Origin of the sequence: Desulfothermobacter acidiphilus, from assembly GCF_052073645.1 — a bacterium.
Taxonomy (GTDB): domain Bacteria; phylum Bacillota; class Desulfotomaculia; order Desulfotomaculales; family Ammonificaceae; genus Desulfothermobacter; species Desulfothermobacter acidiphilus.
This window is the reverse complement of sequence record NZ_CM125440.1, coordinates 1,149,593-1,166,343: the sequence shown is the minus strand read 5'-3', so window position 1 is coordinate 1,166,343 and position 16,751 is coordinate 1,149,593. Positions and strand designations below refer to the sequence as shown.

Genomic DNA, 16,751 nt, shown 5'->3' with positions numbered 1-16,751 from the left:
AAAGGCAGCCCAGATGGTGTTACGTATTTTATTGATCGGTGATATCGTGGGTCGTCCTGGGCGAAGGGCGGTGAAGGAGAAACTTCCCCTCCTGCGTCAGCGCTACCAGCCGGATTTGGTGGTGGCTAACGGCGAGAATGCTGCTGGCGGTAACGGTCTGACTCCGGCGGTGGCTCAGGAGCTCTTCGCGGCCGGAATCGATGTTCTTACGGGTGGAAACCACATATGGGACAAAAGGGAGATTTTCTCCCTTTTAGATGAAGAAACTCGCATCGTGCGTCCGGCTAATTATCCTCCCGGAGCTCCGGGGATGGGGTACGGCATTTTCCCTGCTGGGGAGCATAAGGTAGCGGTAGCTAATCTATGCGGGCGGGTGTTTATGGCCGACCTGGATTGCCCTTTTCGCCTGATGGAGGCGTTGCTGGAAGAGATTCGCGCCCGCACGCCACTGGTCGTGGTGGATTTTCACGCCGAGGCCACTTCAGAAAAGATGGCCTTTGGATGGTATCTAGCAGGCAAGGTTACCGCCGTTATAGGAACTCACACCCACGTGCAGACGGCGGATGAGCGGATCCTTCCCGGGGGAACGGCGTATATTACTGATGTGGGTATGACCGGGCCCCGGGATGGGGTGATAGGGATGAAGCGAGAAGTGATTATTGAAAAATTTCTCTCCCAACTGCCCCGTCGTTTTGAAGTGGCTCCTGGTCCTTACCAGTTGAACGCTTGCTTGGTGACCGCCGATGCGCCTTCGGGTCAGGCACTGAGCATAGAGCGAGTGCAACTGTACGAGAACGAATAGCCTAGGAAGGGATTTTCTTCCCGGCAACGAAATATAAGGAACAGAGCCAAAGCAGGACCGAAGGAGGCAGGTAGCGATGGAAATACTCAAGGTTTCTGCTAAATCCAACCCGAACTCGGTGGCAGGGGCACTGGCAGGGGTCTTGCGGGAAAAGGGGGCAGCGGAGATCCAGGCTATCGGTGCCGGAGCAGTTAACCAGGCGGTGAAGGCTATTGCCATTGCTCGCGGTTTTGTGGCTCCCGGAGGCATGGATCTGGTTTGCATCCCCGCTTTCGCCGATGTAGTGATCGACGGGGAGGAGCGTACGGCGGTTAAAATTATCGTCGAGTCACGCTAGCAACTTCTCGCCATCCCCGGCCGTGGAAGGGTGGGGAAGTGAGTTTGTTGGTTTTGGTGGATGCGCATTGCGACACCTTGTCTCGGCAGGCACAGCAAGGCTATCCCCTGCGTTGCCAGCTTGAAGGTCAAGTGGATTTGGAGCGGCTACGCCAGGGAAGAGTAGGGGTGCAATTTTTCGCGGTCTTTGTGCCTCCTGAATATCGGGGAATGTATCTGCGCCTAACCCTGGAGCAGATAGACTATTTTTACCGCCTGCTGGCTTTCTGGCAGGAAGTAGAGCCAGTGGCTGATTGGAATTCGCTGGAAAAAGCTCTGCTTTGTGGGAAAACGGCGGGGGTTCTAGCCGTGGAAGGGGGACACGTACTGGAGGGGAGCGTAGCGGCGCTACGCGTGCTCTATCGGTTGGGGGTTCGTTGCCTCACCTTAACCTGGAATGGCCGCAATGAACTGGCTGATGGTGTGGGTGATGAGGCTGGAGGGGGGCTATCGACTTTCGGCCGCCAGGTGCTCCGGGAAATGGAGGAGCTGGGTATGCTAGTAGATGTAGCCCACCTTGCCCCTTCCGGCTTCTGGGAAGTGCTGCGGCACGCGAGGGGGCCGGTTATTGCTTCTCACGCAAACAGCCGCGCGTTGTGCGATCACCCTCGTAACTTGACTGATGAGCAGGTGAGGGAGCTGGCCGCAACCGGTGGAGTTATTGGGGTGACTATGGTTCCCCGTTTTTTAGCTGCCGAAGATCCCACCCTAGACCATCTTATAGCTCACCTGGAGCATTTGGCTGAGGTCGGCGGGATCGATTATGTGGGTTTGGGATCGGACTTCGATGGTATCCCCGAACCCTGGCCGGAAATGCCCGATGCTGGGCATTGGCCCAGATTGGTAGAAAGATTGCAGCAGCGGGGCTGGGATCAGGAAGCCATAGATAAAGTTCTAGGTGCGAATTTCCTTCGAGTGTTGCGTGCGGTGTGGCGCTAGAAAGGTGTAGTAATGGCGGCTAAGTATGACTTACACGTTCACACTACCGCCTCCGATGGAAGTGAAACCCCGGCTCAGGTGGTAGCTCGGGCCAAAAGTTTGGGGCTGGCCGGCATAGCTATAACCGATCACGATACGGTAGCCGGTCTAGACGAGGGGCTGGCAGCGGCGCAGCGAGAGCGGTTGGCGGTGTTGCCTGGGGTGGAGATCAGCACCGAAGCTGAGGACCGGGAGATCCATATCTTAGGCTATCTCTTCGACCCCAACCATCCTAATTTGCTGGCTACTCTCCAATGGCTCAAGGAAAAACGCCTGGAGCGGGTGGCGGAGATGGTGCGACGCTTACGCCATCTAGGTTTACCGGTAACGCTGGAGCAGGTAGTGGCCAGGGTGCGGGTGGCTGCTGGGCGGCCGCATGTGGCCCAGGCTCTGGTGGAGGCGGGTGTAGTATCCAGCATCGAGGAAGCTTTTCAATGTTTCCTGGGGCGAGGGCGGCCGGCTTACGTTCCCCGTGCCTCCTTCGCGCCGACCGAGGCGGTCAAGGCCATCAGACAGGCAGGAGGGGTTCCCGTGTTAGCCCATCCCGGCCTTAACCAGGCGGAGAAGTTCTTGCCCGAGCTTTTAGCAGCAGGGCTGTTAGGGATAGAGGTGGAGTATCCGGAGCATTCTCCGGAGCAAAGGGCGTACTATCGGAAACTGGCTGCTTCGTTTAATTTGATAGCCACTGGGGGTTCGGATTATCACGGTCCTCATTATCGCCACCCGCTAGGTACGGCGGTGGTCACGGAGGAGGTGGTTCGAGCTCTGGAGCGGGCAGCTCGCTGGTCCCAAAGTTAGTCGCATTCGACTATAACCAGCTCATGTAGCATAATACTATCCTGGAAGAGAGGTTATAGGGTGGGTGAACCAATTGCGGGAAGAAGAACTCCAGCTGCGTGCTCGCCTGCGGGAATTGGAAGAGAAACTAGCGCAGACTCGCTGGAGCAGGAAGGTTTTGCTTTACCTGCTGGAGCGGATGGAGGGGGAGAGGGATTTTCTCCGCCGCCGCCTGGAGCAAGAAAATGAGCGTTTACAACGGCTTAACGCTCGCTACGCCCGCTCACTATGGCAGAAGAATCGACGCATCGTGGAGCTGGAGTCCCGGCTGCAGGATCAAGATGTGCGGCCCTAGAACTCCAGAGTTAGCATGGCAAGCGCAGTATAGCTGGCGTTTGCCTACTTTGCCTATGTGATATAATGCTTAAAGCCGCTACCAAAGGAGTAATAGCCCATGCGGATTGCAGTTATTGATGGTCAGGGAGGCGGCGTAGGCAAGCACATTGTGGAAAAACTACGCAAACTCCTGCCCGAAGGTGTAGAGTTATTGGCTCTGGGAACCAATGCTTTAGCTACGGCACAGATGCTCAAAGCCGGGGCCAACGAAGGCGCCAGTGGAGAAAACGCTATTGTTTTTAACGTGAACCGGGTAGACTTCATCGTAGGGCCTATAGGCATCGTGGTGCCCCACGCCATGGCTGGGGAACTCACGCCACGGATAGCCGAAGCGGTGGTTCGCAGCCCGGCTACTAAGTTGCTGCTACCTCTTATTCGGGGCCAGTGCGAGTTGGTGGGAATTCGCGCCGAACCTTTACCCCATTTGATTGATGAGCTGGTGGGCCGAGTGAAGGATATGCTTGTTAAAAGTGAGGGTAGAGTTCGCTGTTAGCGTGTTAAAACTCTTGGCCATTTTTCTGGCCCTATTAATCGACCTCTTGCTGGGCGATCCTCGTTGGTTGCCGCACCCGGTGCGCTGGTTCGGTTGGGCTATAGAGAGATACGAGCGTCTTTGGTGCCGGTTGGCGACCAGCCCCATCGCTCTTTGGGTGGGTGGGGTGTTGCTGGCGCTGAGTTTGCCAGCCGGGGTGTGGTGGGTCAGCCATTGGCTTTTGCTTCTGGCGGGTAGTTATTGCTGGTGGCTGGCTTTGATTTTGGAAGCCTGGATGCTGTCCTCCACGGTGGCGCTTCGAGGCCTGGGGGAGGCGGCGCTAGCGGTGTACGATTGCTTGCAAAGAGGAGATCTAGCAGGAGCTCGTCGGGAGGTCGGAATGATTGTGGGGCGGGAGGTAGATCGCCTTGACACTCCCGGCGTCGTGAGGGCCGCAGTGGAAAGCGTGGCGGAGAATACGGTGGATGCGGTGCTAGCACCGCTCTTTTACGCTTTTTGGGGTGGGGCTCCCTTAGCTCTGGCTTATCGGGCGGTTAACACGCTGGACTCCATGGTAGGTTACCGTTGGGGGACCTATTGTTACTTGGGATGGGCTTCGGCTCGTTTGGACGATGTGCTCAACTTTTTACCGGCCCGGCTGGCGGCCGGGTTGATGGTGGCGACGGCCTTTCTGTGGCGTGCCCGTCCTAACCATGTGTGGAAGGTTTTGCTCCGCGATGGGAGAAAGCACGCCAGTCCCAATAGCGGCTTGCCGGAAGCGGCCATGGCCGGGCTTTTGGGAGTGAGGTTAGGGGGCCCCTGTTTTTACCGGCGCGGGCTCTATTTCCACCCCTACCTGGGGGAGGAGCTGTGTCCTCTCCATCCGGAGCATATTCCCCAAGCGGTCCGGGTGCTCTACTGGGTAACTTTTCAGGGGTTACTGCTAGGCGTTATCTTATATTCATTGTGTTGGTACGGTGGTAAGCTATGTGGCGTTACTTTCTCTGGCCCTGGTTTTTAGCCTTACAGAATCTCACCCGCTTGCCCCTAGGTTGGGTTCCGTATCGCAAAGATGTTTTCGGACGGGCTACCGCTTTCTTTCCCCTGGTGGGTTTGGTTATCGGAGGGCTGTGGTTGGGAGCGTACCGGCTTCTGGAGTGCTGCTGGCCTCCAGCGGTAGTGGCGGCCTTGCTTTGCGGCATTAATTTCTGGGTGACGGGAGGGATGCACGCTGACGGTTTCATCGATTACGTGGACGGATTGGGAGGGAGGACTCCCGAGCGGCGACTAGCCATAATGCGCGATAGCACCGTGGGGGCTTTCGGGCTGATGGGCGGCATTACTCTGGCCCTTTTACGCTTCGCGCTTTTCCTCTCGCTTTCCTGGCACTCGTGGCGCGTCTTGCTTTTGGCACCGGTTTTAAGTCGCGCAGGTATGGTGTGGGCCATTCGCTGTTTCCCTTACGCTCGTCCTCAAGGCCAGGGCAAAGTTTATAAGGAGTTTACTGGTAATGCCCAGGTGCTGGAGGCCTCCCTTCTGTCTATAATTATAGCGGTACTGCTGGACCACTTCGCGGGATTATGTTTCTGGGCCGGAGCGCTGCTTTTAACCGTGGTGTTAGGGGCTTTTTTTCGCCGTCAGCTGGGCGGCTTGACCGGCGATACCTATGGAGCGCTTAATGAGATCCTGGAGCTCAGTTGCTTAGCGGGGGGATTACTCTATTTTGGCTGATCGGCAGGGATGGCTGGTGGAGCACGGAGGGAATGTAATAGCTGCGGCGGCTACCTATGGAGGTTGCCCGGAGGATTATCTGGATTTCAGCAGCAATATTAATCCTCTAGGCTATCCGCCCAGGGTAGGGGAGAAGTTACTTGCCTGGAAGGAGATGCTTTCCTCTTACCCCGATCCGGAAGCGCGGGAACTCTGCCGGGGGGTAGCGGAGTACCTGGGGGTGGAGCCGAGTTGTCTTCTACCCGGCAACGGCACGGCTGAGCTCCTCTATTGGTTAGCGGTAGTCTTTTCCTGGCGGCGAGTGGCGGTGGTAGAACCCACTTTTTCGGAGTACGCCCGGGCGGTGCAATTCCAGGGTGGCCAGGTGGAGCGCGTGTGCCTGAGCGCACCTGCTTTTACTCCCCGGGCTGAAGAACTCTGGAGGCTATTGCCCGGATTAGAAGCGATTTTCCTCTGCCATCCCAATAACCCTACCGGCCAGACCTGGTTGCCGGAAGACCTGGCGCTGCTGCTAGAAACCGCGGAAAAACACGGAACGTTCGTGGTAGTGGACGAAGCCTTCATTGACTTTTTGCCCCCAGAACGTATCCGGGAGCTGAGCGTGCGGAAATACCTGCCGGGATGTCGGCGTCTATTGCTCCTTTATTCCATGACCAAATTTTTCGGTCTAGCCGGGTTGCGCTTGGGTTTTCTACTAGCTGCCCCCGAGATCCTGGATCGCTTGCGCCGTCGCCTTCCTCCCTGGCGGGTCAACGTCCTGGCTCAGCTGGCCGGGTTAGAGGCGGTGCAAGATTCAGACTTTAGACGGCAGAGCCGGGAACTCGTGGAGCGGGAACGGCACTGGTTGGCGGAGCAACTCGCTCGTCTACCTGGGTTTGAAGTATTATTGGGGCAGGCTAATTTCTTGCTGCTGCGGGTGGAGCGGACGGGAAGAACGGCCGCGGAGTGGACCGCTTCGCTGGCTCAACGCCGCTTGTTGGTGCGTAACGCTAGCAATTTCTTTGGGTTGGACCCGTATTATATTCGCGTGGCGGTGAAGCGACGAGTGGATAATCAGAAGCTGATAGCGACCTGCTGGGAGGTGGCCAAGGAGTATGGGCTGTAAAATTTATCTGGTGCGTCACGGAGAGACCATTTGGAACCATGCCCTGCGTTACCAAGGACACGCCGATATCCCTCTTAACGAGCGGGGCCACCGGCAGGCTCGAGCTTTGGCCGAACGCACTCGGGGGGAAGAGTTCGCGGCCTTTTACGCCTCCGACCTACGACGAGCCATGGACACTGCTGCTGTGGCGGCGGCGTTGCACGGGAAAGAGGTAATCCCCCTGGCTTCTTTGCGGGAAATAAACTTTGGGGCTTGGGAAGGACTTACCCGGGAGGAGATAAAAAAGCGTTTCCCCGAGGTAGCCGAGCGCTGGTGGCGAGCTCCTTACAACACTCGCCTTCCTGGCGGAGAAACGTTGGCCGAGGTAGCAGCTCGGGCGGTGGGAGCTTTGCAAGAAATCGCCGAGCGGCACCCGGAAAGCAAGGTTATGGTGGTATCGCACGGGGGCACTATCCGAGCGGCCATAGGTTACCTTTTGCGCATGGACTTGAACCAATACTGGCGGCTGCGCCAGGACAACGCGGCGCTCAACATCATTGAGCTTTACGAGGAAGAAAAGGCCATCTTGATGCTCTTTAACGATACCAGTCACCTCGATGGGATCTAGGAGGCGGTGATCATCTCGCTAGGAAACGGTTTGCTTTGGGTTTTAAGTTACCTAGCCCTAGCTGTCATGTTCTCCTGGCTCATAGGGCGGGGATTTACTTGTCTCATTGCTTGGCTGGCTCGGCGTGCTCGATGGGCCACGGCGCAAGAGGTAGCTCGAGTGTCCTTTTATCCTTTAGTTCTATTGCTCTTCTTGCTTTTTGCTCATGTTGGGCAAAAGCTCTTGGCTCAATCTCCCGGGTATCGGGATATGAAGATTTTCGCTTACGTTGACGGCTTCAATTTCGTTTTGATGATGGCCTTTTTCGCTTGGTGGGCGGATCGGCTGTGGCGCATCCTGGTCTCCTGGCATTTCCGTCGGCTAGGGGGGACTTACGAAAAACACTTGCTACCTGTGTTCCTTTATAGTGGCAGAATCTTGCTCTATTTTTTGGCTACCATTGTCGTTTTGGGGCGTTTTCACGTTAATCTTTCCGGCTTGCTGGCTACCTTTGGTATCGCTTCCCTAGCGGTGACCTTTGCTACTCAGGAAACTCTTAGCAACATGGTGGCTGGTTTCATTTTGCTGCTAGATCGCCCCTTTGTGGTGGGTGACCGGATCGAGATCGCCGGTTCAGGTTTGGTAGGGGACGTAATGGAAATAGGGACTCGCAGCACCAAATTACTGTCCATCGATCAGACCATGCTTGTTATTTCCAATCGCGACTTGGTTTCCAGCCGCATTATCAACCACTCTCGCCCCACGGTTACCGCGCGCCTAGAAATTGCCTTGGTTCTGCCCTATCATGCGCCAGTGGAGGAAGTAAAAGCGGCGCTTTTAGAAGAGCTCCGCCGGCACCCTCAGGTGTTACCTCAGCCTTCTCCTTCGGTTTACCTCACCGAGTTAGGGGACACCCAAATGCGTTTGCTGGTGGTCTGCCACGTAGCTGATCTAAAGTCTCTCTTGCGGGTAAAAGACGAGCTCAACGAAGCTTTTAAGAAGCGCTTAGAAACCTTGCAAGCATTGCCTGGCGATTCGGGAGGATAAAGGTGGCGCGGCTAAGACCGCGCCATCAGATTCTGCTCGGCGAACTTGATCATACGGCGCACCATATTTCCTCCGATTTTGCCTCCCAGACGCCCGCCTACCGCGCCGCAGAGGCGGGAAGGAGCATCTCCCCAGTACCCCTCCTTGATATAGCGATCCAGTCCCAGTTCCGCTGCCACTTCGTACTTCATTCGCTCCAGAACTTCCCGGTAATTTTCTGGGGTTATAACCGGGTGACCAAAGGTGGGATAGCCTATCTCGTTGGCCACTTCTATCTTTAAGAGTTCCAACGGAGAGGCAGCCTGCGGAACCAAAAGAGGCTTCCGCCTTGGCATTTAGCACCACCTCCATCTTTATCTTTCCCGCCTTTGAGACGCCTCACGCGAGGATTGTTTTTCAATTTTAAAATTTGATAAACTAAAAAAATAAATTAAAAATTCCTTCCCCGCCGAAGAGAGGACTCAGCCTTTCCCATTCCTATCCTGCTCAAAAGCCCGCCAGTGCTTCATCATCTGGAGGAAGACTAAGAAAGCCATTGCTTCGAGAATTATCACGAATACTATGACTTGGTGCGGGCTCCGGTCGTAAAGTATGCCTAGTAGTGCTCCGCTTATGAAGGCGGCTGTGCCGTACGCGGTGTTGAAAATCCCGTACCCCAAGCCACGTCGTGCTACGGGGGTAAGGTCGGCGATGGCCGCCCGCAGAGTGCTCTCGTGCAGGCCCATGACCACTCCCCATATAAGCGTCCCTGCTACCACCGGCAAGGGGTGAGTGGCAAGCACCAGGAAGGTGAGCAGCATTGTCAAGAAGGGTACAGTTACCAGCAAGCGCAACCCTATCCGGTCGTAAAGTCTGCCAGCCAGAAGCGCAGCCACGGCGTCGGTAGCCATGGCACCGGCGTAAAGGAAGGGAATGGCGGCATCGGAGAGTATGCGGCCAACGGCGAAATGATAGGCAATGATTTGGAAATGGAGAAAGCCGGCTACGGCCACGGCGCTGAAGGCTAAATAGTACCAGTACGCGCGGGGGAAGTGGGGGGAGTCAGTTTCTGTAGAGGAGCGAGAGCTTATTTCCAGCTCTTTAGGAACGGGGAAGCTAATGCGGGCCCAGGCTAGGATGATCAAGGCTAGAAGAGCAGGTATGGCGTAAAGGGCGAAGCTTTGCCGGAAGGTCCATCCTAGAGAGAGCACGCCTGCAGCCAGAAGGGGTCCGGTGATAGCCCCTATCTGATCCATAGCTTCGTGGAAGCCGAACCCCCATCCCCTACCGACCTGCGAGGTGGCGTAGGAGAGCATGGCATCCCTTGGCGGGGTTCGAATTCCCTTACCTGCACGCTCTATGACCATTAAAGCAGCGGCAGTTTCCCACCTGCCGGCCAGGGCCAGGCTGGGGACGGCCAGCAAGTTAACCAGGTACCCCAGTCCGGTTAACAGCCAGTACCTTTCCGTTCTGTCGGCCAGATACCCGCCTAAAAGGCGCAGCGCGTAGCCACCGAGTTCGCCTAGGCCAGCGAAAAAGCCCACGATGGCTGCACTGGCACCCAAAGAAGCCATGAAGGGACCTATGATGCTGCGAGCTCCTTCATAGGTGATATCGCCGAAGAGGCTCACCAGTCCCATGAAAAAGATAAAAAGCCAAGCACGGCTCATAAGTCATCCCCCCTCTTTATCCAGCTAAGCAAAGCTTGTGCTTCCTCCTTTACCTTTGGGCTGGGGTCCTCCTTGGCTAAATTCTGTTAAGATAGCCGCCAATCCTGCCGGCAGGGCAGAAGTTTCAGAGCTTTTCAGCTAAGCAAGGCGCACCAAGAAACTAGATCCTTTCAGCGCTTTAAGCAAAATGTCTGGCCTTTCTTCCATCCTGCCTAGCGCCCTAACCACCGCGGCCCGCAGGCGAGTCTCCGGCTCCGGATGTTGTACTGCCCAAATGAGCTTAGTAAGAAAGTCCTCGTGGTGCCCCCCTTCAAGGGGAGCACCACACTTCTCGCATACCTTCTTCTCAGGTGGATTCTCGTGGTAGCAGCTCGGGCAGAACTTTTTAACCATTCCCGTCCTCTTCTTTTCCTTTCTCTATGAGAACGGCGCAGGGAGCGTGACGCACTACGTAAGTGGAGACGCTTCCCATGAGCAAACGCTGAAGCGGGCTCCAACCTCGGGTACCGGCGATAATGAGATCGCACTCTTGTTCCTGGGCGAAGCGGATTATGGTTTCCCCGATATGGCCGAACAGCAGGTAGACGTTAAGCTCCACACCTTTAGCCTTTGCCTGTTGTGATGCTTTTTCGAGTTTCTTACGGTAAAAATCCTGCGCCTTTCCGACCATCTCTTCCACTTCGCCCACCGTGCCTGCGTATTCGGGCAGACTTACCACGGTGAGGACGTGAAGCTCACTGCCGCAGCACCGGGCCAGCTCTATGCCAGCAGTCAGGGCTTTTTGGGAGTAAGGGGAACCGTCGAAGGCCACCAGAATTTTCTTGTACATTATATCTCCTCCTTAGCAGGTATGACTTTGCTCACAGCTTCTTTCTCTTTCGTCTTAGGATAGAAGAAAGCCTGGGCTATTAAAGTGGGGATTATGCCGCTTAGTATCACCACGGTCACCAGTATAGAGTATTGCTGCGGGCTTATGAGGTGTCGGTCGAGACCAAAAAAAGCGGCTATGGTGCCGAAGGTGAGACCGGTGGACATTAAAAGGGTAGCATACATTCGGCTCCTTGCTCCCCAGTCAAACTGCCGGGTCAACGGCCATACGCCTGACAATTTGGCTATCATTTTGAGAGCTAGCAAGAGCCCGATTAGAGGCAGAGCTTTGCCCATCAGCGGTAGAGAAACACAGGCGCCTGCTTTAAGGAAGTAGAAAGGGGTAAGGAAGGCAAACGCCGCCGCTCGCAGGCGCAGCAGCAAATCCCTTCTTTGCTGTAGGAATTCGGCCAAACATAGCCCCAGAATATAGGCCGGCAGTACAGCTTCGCTCCCCGCCTTGCTTGCCATCCCTCCAAGGAGGAGCAAAAAGAAGAGTACATACCTTACCTCTGCTTGACTGGTCTTCCCGCCAAAGACTTGCTGGAAGGTAGGTGTGATGCGGGGTAGAAGAAAAGAGGTAATGATAACAGCCAGTATCAGTCCTATCGTGGCGTAGTTGAAGTGGGCGAAAGCCAGTCCTAGGGTAAAAACTATGCCCAGACCGGTGAAGAAACATCCCGCCAAGATTATTTGGCCCAATTCGCTGTTACTGTTCCCGGTTTCCAGCAACACGGTGTAAACAATCGCGATCGAAGTATCTGAAAGAGCAATGCCCGCTATAAGGGCAGCGGTGATCTCCCATCCGGTTACATAATGGCAATAAACAAAGACAAGCAGGAATGGAATGGAAAAAGAAACCATACCAATGGCTAGACTTGCTTTCCAATTCTTCTTCAGGACCGCGGGATCCACTTCTGCTCCGGCCAGAAAAGTGAGGACGATGGCCCCCAGCCCGGCCAGAAAGTTGACCCACTCGTTGGGCTGTAAGTGCAGAAAGTTGCCGGCCAGCAAGCCTACTAGAATTTCCACCATGGCTACCGAGATTCCGGTGCGGATGGATATAATTCCGGCTGCCAGCGCGAGCCCTAACCAAACTGAAGCCACTAACCAGGTGTTCATCCTAGAAAACCTCCCCTTGAAGTTGCTTGGGAAATATAAAAGCTCCTGGTCTTCCCTCGAGGCATCCAGGGAAAAACCAGGAGCTATCAGCCCTTATCCGGCGGTTAAGGCGAGCTCCATCGCCTTATGTAAGCTTATCTGAAAAAAGTATAGCGCGGAGTAACTTTTAAGGTCAAGGTACTCAATCATGCAGTGCGCGTCAAGAGTTAGTAGGTGGTTCGGGAGAAAACTTCTCTTCATGGAGACCTCGCCGCTAGGATAGCCCCGGTACCTGCGCCATTAAGGGATCAAACTACTGAGGCTAGGCCGGCTTAGTTCCCGCAACACATGCTTCACCCATGGAGCTCCGGCAGAGGGTCCTCTCAATGCCGGCAACCCAGCTTTAAGCCAGCTCCCCGCCTCCTCTATCTTCCGCTTTACCTCCAACCGCACCGCCTGAGCCAAATGTTCTTGCCTGGCCAGCAGTACCGGCCAACGAGAAGTGTGCCTCCCGAGCACCCCGTTGGCTCGAGCAGCCAAAACCCGCGCCATCCTGTCTGCTCCTGCCTCCGTCCAGCTGGCTCCCAACCGCTTCATCCGCCGCGCCACGTTGTGCTGTACCTGCCCCTCTATGGCCCCCAGATGCTCGGCAGCAGAAGAGGTAACTATCCCCGACCAGTTCTCCTTGAGATACTGCCAGAGCTTCTCTATTCTCCTCCTCTTAGCTCCGCGAACTCTCCTTGCTACTCCTCCCATAATCTCTTCTACCTTCTCCCAGTCCCCCAGATAAATGGCCTGCCTGATCCTACTATAGGCCTCCTCATCGTGCCAAAAAGCCTCTATAAGCCGCCGGTTCAAATGGTAAGGGTCCAAAACGTGCACTGCCCCGGGGAAGTAATCTACCCCCTGCTTGGCCCACTCCGCCCCGTCGCTCCCAAGGTATATCTCCTTCACCTGACCCATGTCCCACCGGCTCGCTACCCCAGAGTAAACTTCCTCCCACATCCTCTCCCCTTCGCCTACACCGCTCGTTACCAGCTTGTCCTTTAAAGCCTTCCGGCCACCCCCAATCGCTTCTTTGCCTGTGTAAGCTACGAAGAGTTTGACCTCTTTCCTTTTCTCTCCGCTCCTTTGAAGCCTTACCACCATCCCGTCGGCCTCTATGTAAAGCCTGGAGGTCTTCTCTTTACCTTCGGGTGTCTCTCCCTTCTCAAAAACGGCTTCTCTCCTGGACTCTCCCTCCTGCCTGAGTGCTTCTCCTGCTTCCTGCACGGCCTGCCACACCGCCATGGCGCTTATCCCAGGGACAAAATAACCGAGAATTTCCGCTGCCCGCCTGAAGGGTACTTCGCTCCCAAGCTTCACCGCCATCTCCTTCAAACGCGGCGTGCATCTAGACCTCTCCGGCCAGCCCAGAACCTCGTCAAGAAGAAACCTGGCCTCTCCCGTCTTTTTGTTCCTGTAAAGCCGCCTTTTTACTTTGAATTCCCCAAAGCTGCTAACTACGGTTCTTTCCCGAAAGCCTATCACTTCCAGGTGCGCTTGTCCCGGGCGTTCACGAGCCAGGTGTCTATTTCCTCGAGGGCCCAGGCGAAGATCTTCACGCAAGCTTCTTGAGAGAGCTTGTACACTTCTTCTTCGAGCTTGTAGAAGTCGCGGCATTCGGTAATTAGTTTGCTAACTTTCTCCCCCAGAAGAAGGATTATGTCCGCAAGAGGTTGAATGTCTGAAATAGGTTGACTGTGCATGAGACCTCGCTCCTCCTTTCAGTCCATGAAAATTGTCCGTGAGGGGCGAGGTCTCCTCCTTCATGAGTCTCCTCCGTCACCTACTGAAATTGTACGCCCTCATCATGCACTTAAAATCTTGCTCAAAAGCAAGCTGATTCTTTCAAAGCGAAAGACAAATACCCGCCCTACGGGCCGGAATCCCGTGGCGCTCTGTGCTTGGATCGGGACCCACCCCTGGAGATTGGTGTCTGGTCAAACACAACTAAGATTTTTGCTTGATACGGTCCGCGACAAATGCTAATTTATCCTTTATTTATATTTACATACTTGCTTTCCTTAAAATGGAGTGATACAAAAATCAAAGATCATAGTATCAATAGACTCTATAAAACTCATTAGGGAGGGGTTTTTATGGCGGGGGCAGAAGTTAAATTGGGATGGTTGGATGCTTCGGCTAGGGAGTCGGTTAAGAGAAAATTGGTGGGCCTTTACGGGTTTCTGCTACTCTTTAACCTGGTTGTCTGGGTGGTGTTATTCGAGGCATCGCATTCTTACCCCTATCTTCTGCCGCTAGGCTTGCTGGCCTACGTTTTCGGCCTGCGCCACGCTTGTGATGCAGATCATATCGCTGCTATCGATAACACTACTCGTAAGCTGGCCAACGAGGGTAAGAAACCTTTGGGAGTGGGCACCTTTTTCTCGCTGGGGCATTCCACCATTGTCATCTTAATGGCCATGGGTTTGGCTCTTGCCACCCAGGTGACTGAGCGGAATATACCAGTGCTCGAGCACGTGGGAAGCATCGTTGGCACCTTGGTCTCAGCAGCTTTCCTTTACTTAATTGCTGCTATTAACCTTTTCATCTTAGTCGATGTCTACCGAATCTTTCAGAAGGTGCGGCGCGAGCATCTCACTGAGGAAAAGATGCAGGAGTTAGACGAGACGCTGCTTAAACGAGGATTTATGAACCGCATTTTACGGGGTCTGTTTCGCTCGATAACGGCCAGCTGGCAGATGTACCCGGTAGGAGTGTTATTCGGCCTGGGCTTTGATACCGCCAGCGAAGTGGCTCTGCTTGGTATTTCCGCAGCGGCGGCTTCTAAGATGATGCCGCTAATCTATGTGATCATCTTGCCGCTAATGTTTACAGCGGGTATGTGCCTGGTTGATACCACTGACGGTGTGGTTATGCAATACGCTTACGGCTGGGCTTTCCTTAACCCCATTCGCAAGATCTACTACAACCTATCGGTGACCGCTATCTCCGTCCTACTGGCTCTAGTAGTGGGGGGTATTGAATGGCTGCAAGTGGTCTCGATGGAGTTTGGTCTGAAAGGTTCCTTCTGGACCGAATTACAAGCTATCAGTTTCGCCAAGTTAGGGTTTATAATCATCGGGTTGATGCTACTCACCTGGCTTCTAGCCATATTGATTTACAAGGTCAAAGGGTACGAGCGCGAGTACCAGTATAGCAGCTAAATTGATCTTTGCTGATCGAGACTCTGTAAACGCTCCCCTCAGGGGAGCGTTTTTTTACCTTGCCGGGCGGAGAAGAGATTTTTCAATACCTAAGAGTAGCGGCGCACTCTCGGCCTCATCTTTTGCTGTTTAATTGGAGCTTAACGGCCGCTTTGATGTTGATGGTTGGGAGAGAATAAAAAAACAGAAAAAGGGAGCTAGACCAAGTCTGAAAGCGATAAAGGGAGAAACTGAGGGAAGAACTGCCAGGAACTGCCTGGTATCCGGCTTGATTAGTCCTAGGACTATTATGATATTCTTACTCTAGACTGTTCTGGATGTGCATTAATTACCGGTAAAACATCTTTGCCGACTTTTTTCGACCTATTTCTGCATATGCTGGTGTGATCTCTAGTGAAGGTTAATATTGTTTAAAGGAGGTGAGTATTGTGAAAAAAATCTGGCCGCTGCTCTTCACCTTGATCGCTCTGAGTCTTTCCTGTTTCGATTGGAGTTGGTGGTATACAAGTCGGCTCTGTGAACCTAGCGCTATTAGCGGTAGCGTTAGCGCTCATGTAGTTGTTAACGATATTGCAGAGGGTACCACCCAGGGACTGCAGCTGCTGGCTCCCAATCTATACGGCGCAGACGCCTACGTCAGTAAGAGCGTAGATGGGGTTACGGCTAGCGCTAGCTCTTCGGTACGAGTCTATTTACCCAACGCAACGACGCCGTAGAGAGTTTGGGGGGATGGGGTAACCGGTTCGCAGGGGGAGCGAGCGATCGGCTGAAACTTTTATATCTTCGAGGAGGAATGGGAAATGCATCGGTTGGGAAGGAAAGTGGTGGTTTTACTCTGCCTCTCAGTGTTAATGTTGCTTCCTGTGGTTCCGGCCTTCGCGGCCGAAAACCCGCTTGGAGATCTTCTGAGCTCGGTTAACCAACTGGTAGGAAAAACCGAGGTGACCGCCGATACTATGGCCACTATTAAATTGAACGATGGAACCACAGTCCTCGCCAAGGCTACCACTAAACAAAATGCCTCAGGAGTTACCGGGTTGCTTTCTTCGGTTACTGGTGGCAGCACGGCTGCTGGCGCCAGTGTCACTTATGGAGATTATGCTGCTAGCGCTTCGGTAAACGCCGATTTCGGTCTGGCCTCTTCAGTGCGGGCTTTGGGTGGCCTTCTGGCTTCTCTGGGCGGCGCTCTGAGTGGCAAGTAGAGTCTAAGATATTAGGCGACAAGTTAAGGAGGGTAAATGGGTATGGTAAAAAAGGGTAAGTTGCTGGTGGTGGTGGTGCTGGCCGGGTTGCTCCTGGCCCTTAACGCGGGCGTGGCCTTAGCGGCCCAGAATCCGGTCGGGGATCTTTTGAATTCGGTGGGCCAGTTGGTGGGTGATCAAACTATCGAGTCGGGTAGTGTGGTGCAGGCTATTCTGCCCAATGGCGATCAGGTGGCTGCTTACGGCACGTACAAGAACCAGCAGACCGGTCTTAATGGGCTGGTAGGTGGCTTGCTGGGTGGCAGCTATTCTACCTCGGCTCAGCTCAGTGGCCCCAATAATCTCTCGGCCAAAGCCTACACTTCCGGCGACTACGGCCTGGCTTCCTCGGTGCGGGGCCTGGCGGCGGGTCTTAGCGGGCTACTCAGCGGCGTCCTGGGCAAATAAACATTAA

Annotated in this window: 20 protein-coding genes, 1 pseudogene and 1 riboswitch; of the genes and pseudogenes, 15 read left to right on the top strand and 6 right to left on the bottom strand. The window is 54.6% G+C overall.

The features are described from left to right. Positions 1 to 13 precede the first annotated feature (13 nt). The 11 genes from ACTLLP_RS05955 to ACTLLP_RS05905 all read left to right on the top strand — a co-directional run bounded on the left by ACTLLP_RS05955 (position 14) and on the right by ACTLLP_RS05905 (position 8,269). Positions 14 to 802 (top strand): TIGR00282 family metallophosphoesterase, encoded by a 789-nt coding sequence (locus tag ACTLLP_RS05955; protein ID WP_441057892.1) that lies wholly within the window; start codon positions 14 to 16, stop codon positions 800 to 802. A gap of 76 nt (positions 803 to 878) precedes the next feature. Then, positions 879 to 1,139 (top strand): stage V sporulation protein S, encoded by a 261-nt coding sequence (locus ACTLLP_RS05950; RefSeq protein WP_441057889.1) that lies wholly within the window; start codon positions 879 to 881, stop codon positions 1,137 to 1,139. A 38-nt stretch (positions 1,140 to 1,177) separates the two neighbouring features. Then, positions 1,178 to 2,116, top strand: coding sequence for a dipeptidase (locus ACTLLP_RS05945; protein ID WP_441057886.1), 939 nt, complete (start codon positions 1,178 to 1,180; stop codon positions 2,114 to 2,116). Positions 2,117 to 2,128: 12 nt separating this feature from the next. Continuing rightward, complete coding sequence (locus ACTLLP_RS05940) at positions 2,129 to 2,953, top strand: PHP domain-containing protein (protein ID WP_441057883.1); 825 nt, start codon at positions 2,129 to 2,131, stop codon at positions 2,951 to 2,953. 64 nt (positions 2,954 to 3,017) lie between these two features. After that, entirely contained in the window at positions 3,018 to 3,287 is a 270-nt protein-coding gene (locus ACTLLP_RS05935) for a translation initiation factor 2 (protein ID WP_441057880.1), read from the top strand. Between the two features lie 99 nt (positions 3,288 to 3,386). Further along, positions 3,387 to 3,821, top strand: coding sequence for a DUF3842 family protein (locus ACTLLP_RS05930; RefSeq protein WP_441057877.1), 435 nt, complete (start codon positions 3,387 to 3,389; stop codon positions 3,819 to 3,821). Beyond that, a complete protein-coding gene (gene cbiB / locus ACTLLP_RS05925; protein WP_441061679.1) occupies positions 3,799 to 4,821 on the top strand; it encodes an adenosylcobinamide-phosphate synthase CbiB in 1,023 nt (340 codons plus the stop codon). The genes ACTLLP_RS05930 and cbiB overlap by 23 nt, the downstream gene beginning before the upstream one ends. After that, on the top strand, positions 4,788 to 5,531 hold the full coding sequence (gene cobS, locus ACTLLP_RS05920; protein ID WP_441057874.1) for an adenosylcobinamide-GDP ribazoletransferase: 744 nt from the start codon (positions 4,788 to 4,790) through the stop codon (positions 5,529 to 5,531). Before cbiB ends, cobS begins: the two co-directional genes overlap by 34 nt. Then, entirely contained in the window at positions 5,524 to 6,636 is a 1,113-nt protein-coding gene (gene cobD / locus ACTLLP_RS05915) for a threonine-phosphate decarboxylase CobD (protein WP_441057871.1), read from the top strand. The genes cobS and cobD overlap by 8 nt, the downstream gene beginning before the upstream one ends. After that, entirely contained in the window at positions 6,626 to 7,243 is a 618-nt protein-coding gene (gene cobC / locus ACTLLP_RS05910; protein WP_441057868.1) for an alpha-ribazole phosphatase, read from the top strand. The genes cobD and cobC overlap by 11 nt, the downstream gene beginning before the upstream one ends. Before the next feature lie 6 nt (positions 7,244 to 7,249). Then, positions 7,250 to 8,269, top strand: a complete 1,020-nt coding sequence (locus ACTLLP_RS05905) for a mechanosensitive ion channel family protein (protein ID WP_441057865.1) — start codon at positions 7,250 to 7,252, stop codon at positions 8,267 to 8,269. An 11-nt stretch (positions 8,270 to 8,280) separates the two neighbouring features. Here the strand turns inward: ACTLLP_RS05905 and ACTLLP_RS05900 are convergent, their stop codons facing one another. The 6 genes and pseudogenes from ACTLLP_RS05900 to ACTLLP_RS05875 all read right to left on the bottom strand — a co-directional run bounded on the left by ACTLLP_RS05900 (position 8,281) and on the right by ACTLLP_RS05875 (position 13,634). Then, the gene (locus tag ACTLLP_RS05900; protein ID WP_441057862.1) at positions 8,281 to 8,604 is read right to left on the bottom strand and encodes an alpha/beta-type small acid-soluble spore protein; all 324 of its coding nucleotides are present in this window, start codon (positions 8,602 to 8,604) and stop codon (positions 8,281 to 8,283) included. A 126-nt stretch (positions 8,605 to 8,730) separates the two neighbouring features. Beyond that, positions 8,731 to 9,918 (bottom strand): MFS transporter, encoded by a 1,188-nt coding sequence (locus tag ACTLLP_RS05895; RefSeq protein ID WP_441057859.1) that lies wholly within the window; start codon positions 9,916 to 9,918, stop codon positions 8,731 to 8,733. Between the two features lie 138 nt (positions 9,919 to 10,056). After that, positions 10,057 to 10,311, bottom strand: a complete 255-nt coding sequence (locus tag ACTLLP_RS05890; protein WP_441057856.1) for a zinc-ribbon domain-containing protein — start codon at positions 10,309 to 10,311, stop codon at positions 10,057 to 10,059. Further along, positions 10,304 to 10,747 (bottom strand): universal stress protein, encoded by a 444-nt coding sequence (locus ACTLLP_RS05885; protein ID WP_441057853.1) that lies wholly within the window; start codon positions 10,745 to 10,747, stop codon positions 10,304 to 10,306. Before ACTLLP_RS05885 ends, ACTLLP_RS05890 begins: the two co-directional genes overlap by 8 nt. After that, positions 10,747 to 11,907, bottom strand: coding sequence for a cation:proton antiporter (locus ACTLLP_RS05880; protein ID WP_441057850.1), 1,161 nt, complete (start codon positions 11,905 to 11,907; stop codon positions 10,747 to 10,749). The genes ACTLLP_RS05885 and ACTLLP_RS05880 overlap by 1 nt, the downstream gene beginning before the upstream one ends. 70 nt (positions 11,908 to 11,977) lie before the next feature. Beyond that, positions 11,978 to 12,040: riboswitch (Fluoride riboswitch) on the bottom strand. A gap of 146 nt (positions 12,041 to 12,186) precedes the next feature. Further along, positions 12,187 to 13,634 (bottom strand): annotated as a pseudogene (locus ACTLLP_RS05875) (ISLre2 family transposase). Between the two features lie 393 nt (positions 13,635 to 14,027). Here ACTLLP_RS05875 and ACTLLP_RS05870 point away from each other — a divergent pair. The 4 genes from ACTLLP_RS05870 to ACTLLP_RS05855 all read left to right on the top strand — a co-directional run bounded on the left by ACTLLP_RS05870 (position 14,028) and on the right by ACTLLP_RS05855 (position 16,744). Further along, a complete protein-coding gene (locus ACTLLP_RS05870; protein WP_441057847.1) occupies positions 14,028 to 15,095 on the top strand; it encodes a HoxN/HupN/NixA family nickel/cobalt transporter in 1,068 nt (355 codons plus the stop codon). Between the two features lie 428 nt (positions 15,096 to 15,523). Further along, entirely contained in the window at positions 15,524 to 15,811 is a 288-nt protein-coding gene (locus ACTLLP_RS05865; RefSeq protein ID WP_441057845.1) for a hypothetical protein, read from the top strand. 84 nt (positions 15,812 to 15,895) lie between these two features. Beyond that, on the top strand, positions 15,896 to 16,297 hold the full coding sequence (locus ACTLLP_RS05860) for a hypothetical protein (RefSeq protein ID WP_441057842.1): 402 nt from the start codon (positions 15,896 to 15,898) through the stop codon (positions 16,295 to 16,297). Between the two features lie 42 nt (positions 16,298 to 16,339). Then, a complete protein-coding gene (locus tag ACTLLP_RS05855) occupies positions 16,340 to 16,744 on the top strand; it encodes a hypothetical protein (protein WP_441057839.1) in 405 nt (134 codons plus the stop codon). Positions 16,745 to 16,751 lie beyond the last annotated feature (7 nt).

Coding starts and splice junctions, on each gene's coding strand:
- ACTLLP_RS05870 (WP_441057847.1), top strand. CDS start 14,028: ATGGCGGGGGCAGAAGTTAAATTGGGATGGTTGGATGCTTCGGCTAGG.
- ACTLLP_RS05895 (WP_441057859.1), bottom strand. CDS start 9,918: ATGAGCCGTGCTTGGCTTTTTATCTTTTTCATGGGACTGGTGAGCCTC.
- cobS (WP_441057874.1), top strand. CDS start 4,788: ATGTGGCGTTACTTTCTCTGGCCCTGGTTTTTAGCCTTACAGAATCTC.
- ACTLLP_RS05930 (WP_441057877.1), top strand. CDS start 3,387: ATGCGGATTGCAGTTATTGATGGTCAGGGAGGCGGCGTAGGCAAGCAC.
- ACTLLP_RS05885 (WP_441057853.1), bottom strand. CDS start 10,747: ATGTACAAGAAAATTCTGGTGGCCTTCGACGGTTCCCCTTACTCCCAA.
- cobC (WP_441057868.1), top strand. CDS start 6,626: ATGGGCTGTAAAATTTATCTGGTGCGTCACGGAGAGACCATTTGGAAC.
- ACTLLP_RS05890 (WP_441057856.1), bottom strand. CDS start 10,311: ATGGTTAAAAAGTTCTGCCCGAGCTGCTACCACGAGAATCCACCTGAG.
- ACTLLP_RS05950 (WP_441057889.1), top strand. CDS start 879: ATGGAAATACTCAAGGTTTCTGCTAAATCCAACCCGAACTCGGTGGCA.
- ACTLLP_RS05855 (WP_441057839.1), top strand. CDS start 16,340: ATGGTAAAAAAGGGTAAGTTGCTGGTGGTGGTGGTGCTGGCCGGGTTG.
- ACTLLP_RS05900 (WP_441057862.1), bottom strand. CDS start 8,604: ATGCCAAGGCGGAAGCCTCTTTTGGTTCCGCAGGCTGCCTCTCCGTTG.
- ACTLLP_RS05880 (WP_441057850.1), bottom strand. CDS start 11,907: ATGAACACCTGGTTAGTGGCTTCAGTTTGGTTAGGGCTCGCGCTGGCA.
- ACTLLP_RS05940 (WP_441057883.1), top strand. CDS start 2,129: ATGGCGGCTAAGTATGACTTACACGTTCACACTACCGCCTCCGATGGA.
- ACTLLP_RS05955 (WP_441057892.1), top strand. CDS start 14: ATGGTGTTACGTATTTTATTGATCGGTGATATCGTGGGTCGTCCTGGG.
- ACTLLP_RS05860 (WP_441057842.1), top strand. CDS start 15,896: ATGCATCGGTTGGGAAGGAAAGTGGTGGTTTTACTCTGCCTCTCAGTG.